Source organism: Halorussus amylolyticus (assembly GCF_004143485.2).
Lineage (GTDB): Archaea > Halobacteriota > Halobacteria > Halobacteriales > Haladaptataceae > Halorussus > Halorussus amylolyticus.
This window is the reverse complement of the sequence record NZ_ML974135.1, coordinates 198761-203070: the sequence shown is the minus strand read 5'-3', so window position 1 is coordinate 203070 and position 4310 is coordinate 198761. Positions and strand designations below refer to the sequence as shown.

General features: G+C 67.6%; 6 protein-coding genes. 4 read left to right on the top strand and 2 right to left on the bottom strand.

Annotation, left to right across the window (positions count from 1 at the left end; genetic code table 11):
- A partial coding sequence (locus EKH81_RS13165; protein ID WP_162224626.1) for a helix-turn-helix domain-containing protein occupies positions 1–266 on the bottom strand: 266 nt, incomplete at its 3' end.
- Positions 267–440: 174 nt separating this feature from the next.
- On the opposite strand from EKH81_RS13165, the gene dgoD reads away from it, so the two are divergent.
- The 4 genes from dgoD (at position 441) to EKH81_RS13145 (ending at position 2806) form a co-directional block, all read left to right on the top strand.
- Positions 441–1589, top strand: a complete 1149-nt coding sequence (gene dgoD, locus EKH81_RS13160; protein ID WP_132058566.1) for a galactonate dehydratase — start codon at positions 441–443, stop codon at positions 1587–1589.
- A 2-nt stretch (positions 1590–1591) separates the two neighbouring features.
- Positions 1592–1930, top strand: coding sequence for a DUF8048 family protein (locus EKH81_RS13155; protein WP_132058567.1), 339 nt, complete (start codon positions 1592–1594; stop codon positions 1928–1930).
- A gap of 101 nt (positions 1931–2031) precedes the next feature.
- Positions 2032–2481, top strand: coding sequence for a HalOD1 output domain-containing protein (locus tag EKH81_RS13150; protein WP_132058568.1), 450 nt, complete (start codon positions 2032–2034; stop codon positions 2479–2481).
- Positions 2482–2503: 22 nt separating this feature from the next.
- Positions 2504–2806 carry a hypothetical protein gene (locus EKH81_RS13145; protein ID WP_202935142.1) on the top strand — a complete coding sequence of 101 codons (303 nt, stop codon included), beginning with the start codon at positions 2504–2506 and terminating at the stop codon, positions 2804–2806.
- On the opposite strand, the gene EKH81_RS13140 is transcribed toward EKH81_RS13145, so the two are convergent.
- Entirely contained in the window at positions 2803–4212 is a 1410-nt protein-coding gene (locus EKH81_RS13140) for a S9 family peptidase (RefSeq protein WP_238392184.1), read from the bottom strand. The genes EKH81_RS13145 and EKH81_RS13140 overlap by 4 nt on opposite strands.
- Positions 4213–4310: the final 98 nt, after the last annotated feature.

The following is a 4310-nucleotide window of genomic DNA, read 5'->3' as shown; positions in this document are numbered from 1 at the left end:
CCCCGGGGGGGGGGGTGGCCGCCCGCGGGCGCCCGCCCGGGGGGGCCCCGGCCCCCCCCGCCCCCCGACACCGGCCCGTCGGCGAGTCTGTCGAGCCAGTAGTAGAGCGTCGATTTCGGGATGCCGTACCGCTCGGAGAGCGCGGCGACCGACACTCCGTCCTTGTAGGCGAGCGCGACCATCAGGCGCTTTGCCGCCTTCGCGGTCTCGGCCGCTTCGAGTTCGTCTCGGAGGGCGTCCCGCGACACGCCGTCGAGTTTGTCCATCGAAATCACGTCTCGGCGCTTCGACCATAATTTTGTCCGTTCGGGGTGATTTCGGGCGATTTCGGGGTGGCCGAGTGCGTTCGCACTCGGCCACCCCTCGGTTACTCAGAATCCTGTCTCTCCGGACACGCCCCACCCCCGGACGTTTATGCGCTGGCGAGCGTAACCCACGCCATGCACGTCACCGACTACGAACTGTTCGAGGTGCCGCCGCGGTGGCTGTTCCTCCGCCTCGAAACGAGCGACGGACTCGTCGGGTGGGGCGAACCGGTGGTCGAGGGGCGCGCGAAGACGGTCCGGGCCGCGGTCGAGGAACTCCTCGACACCTACCTGCTCGGCGAGGACCCGAGCAGAATCGAGGACCACTGGCAGACGATGTACCGGGGCGGCTTCTACCGTGGCGGACCAGTTCTCATGTCGGCCATCGCGGGCATCGACCAGGCGCTCTGGGACATCAAGGGCAAGCGGTTCGACGCGCCGGTGTACGAACTCCTCGGGGGACGGGCCCGCGACCGCGTGCGAGTGTACCAGTGGATAGGCGGCGACAGACCCGCCGAAGTCGGTGAGGCGGCCCGCGAGAAGGTCGAGGCGGGGTTCACCGCGCTCAAGATGAACGCCACGCCCGAGATGGAGCGCATCGACTCGCCCGCCGAGATAGCCGCGGCCGAGAACCGACTCGCCGAGGTGCGGGCGGCGGTCGGCGACGAGGTGGACATCGGCGTGGACTTCCACGGCCGGGTGTCGAAGCCGATGGCCAAGCGCCTCGCGGTCGCGCTCGAACCCCACGAACCGATGTTCATCGAGGAGCCAGTCCTGCCCGAGCACAACGACGCGCTGCCCGAAATCGCGGCCCACACGACCACGCCCATCGCCACGGGCGAGCGGATGTACTCCCGGTGGGAGTTCAAGGAGGTGTTCGAGTCGGGCGCGGTGGACGTGGTTCAGCCCGACGTGTCCCACGCCGGGGGTATCACCGAGATGCGGAAAATCGCGTCGATGGCCGAGGCCTACGACGTTGCGCTCGCGCCACACTGCCCGCTCGGTCCGCTCGCGCTCGCGTCGTGCGTCCAGGTGGACGCCTGCACGCCCAACGCCCTGATTCAAGAACAAAGCCTCGACATCCACTACAACGAGGGAAGCGACGTGCTGGACTACCTCGCCGACCCGACTGTCTTCGAGTACCGCGACGGCTACGTCGAACTCCCCGACGGACCGGGCCTCGGAATCGAAGTGGACGAGTCGGTGGTCCGCGAGCGCGCGGGCGACGTGAACTGGCACAACCCCGTCTGGCGACACCACGACGGGAGCGTCGCGGAGTGGTGACGGTGGCCGACCCGCTCGACGCGTTTCCGGACGTGACCGACGAGTCCGACCGCGACCTCGTCGCGCGCCACCAGCGCGCAGTCCGGGAGTTTCCCGACCTCTCGGTGGCCGACTTGGTGTACGACTACCGGACCCAGTTCCACGAGGACCCGCTCGTCGAACGCGACGAGTCGGCGTTCTACCTCTCGGTCCGGAGCCACGTCTGGACCGAGTTCGCGGACTGGATGGACCTCTCGGACGACGAACTCGCCCAACTCAAGGCCGCCCACGCTCGGCAGTTCGAAGCCAGCGTGGGGCGGTCGGCAGATTACGATGCGTTAGTGCTCGCGAAAGACGAGTGACGAACCCAAGAGGCTTCGAGGCAGAAACCGGGGACTTTTTATCCAAACGCGTGGTGCGAGAGATAAGCCGACACCCGAGTCGGTCGAACCGAGACCGAAGTATGAACCGGAACACGACACACCGCGTCGAGCGCGCGCCCTCTCTCGACCGAGACGGACGTGCCGCGTACCGAATCCGAACGAACGGCACCGACCTGAGTATCGCGGTCGTCGAAGGCGTCGCGGAAATCGCGGACTGCGACCCGACCTCGGAGGGAGAGGTCCTGTACGACGTGGTGGACCCCGACGCGCTCGAACGCCTGTTCGACGACCGCCACGACGGAACCGCGCGCGTCTCCGGGCGTGTCTCTTTCGACCTCCGAGAGTGCTCCGTCGAGGTCTACGCCGAGGGTGAGCCGGTGGTCTTCGCGCCAGCGGACAGTCCGACTCGCTCCGAACCCGGGTCGGCGGATATTACTTGGTGGGTGTCGCTCGGCCAGTATCGCTTGACGGCCACATCTCGGCGTTTCGATGGGTCAGAACGCGGTTACGAAAAGATAATCAACCGATAGTCGGAGGCTTCGCCACGGACACATGGACGCCACGAGCGAAGTCACGTTTCGAGAGATGTTCCGCGAACTTCCGGGTCGGACGACGGTGGCGAGCGTCGTCCCGGTGGTCCTCGGTCTCGCACAGGTCCTCAACGGCCACCTTCACGGAGTTCCGGTCACGCACACCGGGGCCTTCGCGGTGGTGATGGCGATTGCCGCTGTGCTGGTGACTCAGTACCATCTCGTGGTGTTTCGCCGCGGGAAACTCCAGCGGAGCGTGTTCGGCGACGGCGGCGCGCTCGGTCAGAAGGTCGGCGGCGGAACCGACGCGCGGGCCGACGATTAGCGCGCCGGGTCGAACCGTTCGAACCACTCGCGCAACTCCGTGAGGCGGTGAATCGCGCGGTCCGGGTCGCCGATGTTGTGGTGTTCGTCGGGGTACACGACGAGTCGCGCGGGCACGCCCTGCTTTTTCACGCTGACGTAGAACTGTTCGGACTGGGAGGGCGGACACCGCCAGTCCTCGCCGCCCGCGGTCACGAGCAGGGGCGTCTCGACCTCGCCCACGTCCGCGATGCTCGACCCCGCATCGTACCCATCGGGGTTCTCCCACGGCAGGCCGAAGTCGTCCTCCCACCAGACGTGGCTGTCGTCGGTGCCGAAGGCCGACCGGAAATCGTAGATGCCGTGTTCGGCCGCGGCCGCCGCGAATCGGTCGGTCGCGGTCACGAGGTAGCCCGTCGTCATCGCTCCGTAGGAGAACCCGGTCGCGAAGCACCGGTCGGGGTCGGCCCACTCGCGCGCAACCAGTTCCTCGACGCCAGCCAGCACGTCGTCGCGCTCGCGCGGTCCCCACTCGCCGCGAATCTGCTCGCTGAATTCCCGGCCGTACGACGAACTCCCGCGGTAGTTCGTCCGGAGAACGACGTACCCCTGTCCGGTGAAGTACGAATGCTCGAACGAGAACCTCGGCGCGTCGTAGGAGACCGGCCCGCCGTGAATCGACGCGACGAGCGGCCGGGGGTCGGTGGAGTCGGTGTCGGAGTCAGCGTCCGGGTCGTCGGGGTCGAAATCCGCGGGCAGGTAGGCGATGGCTTCGATTTCTTGGCCGTCGGACTCGAACGTGATTCTGCGACACTCGGGCGTCCGGCGGCCGGAGAGCAGGTCGTCGTTGACCGCCGAGAGTCGGGTCAGGGCGGCCGCCTCGGGCGCAACGCGCCCGAGTGCGGCCGCGTCGAGCGCGTACACGTCCGCGCCCGACGCGGGGTCCGAGAGGACGAGCGCCGCGGTGCCGCCCCGGCAGTCGAACCCCTCGACGGTTCGATGTCTGCCCTGCGACTCGAAGGTCCGCTCGGGGTCGCGTCCCTCGGAGAAGCGCGCGAGTCGGGTCAGTCCCTCGTCGCCGATGGTCGCCAGCACGTCGTCGCCGTCCCACCCGAGTCGGCCGAACCTCGCAACCGTCCGGTCGAGGTCGCCCGACCACGACTCGTACTCGCCGCGCTCGCGGTCGGCGACGAAAACCTTGGCGGGCGCGTATGCGTTCTCGGGGTCGTTCCCGACGAACGCGAGTCGAGAGCCGTCGGGATGCCACCGAAGGCGGGACGCTGTGAGGTCCGAGTCGGTCACTTTCCGGAGGTCAGAGCCGTCGGGCGCGACGGTGTACACGTCCATTACGTGGGTATCGTCCGGGCGGTCGGTCCGGTTCGAGAGGAAGGCGATGCGGTCGCGGGTGGTTTCGTCGGCCTCGCGCATAGTGATGAGTCGCTTTTCGTCGGACATAACCCTTTCTCACCGGCGAACTTTTACGTGTGGGTGAGAATAGCAATCACCACCCGTGAAGACGGACGATT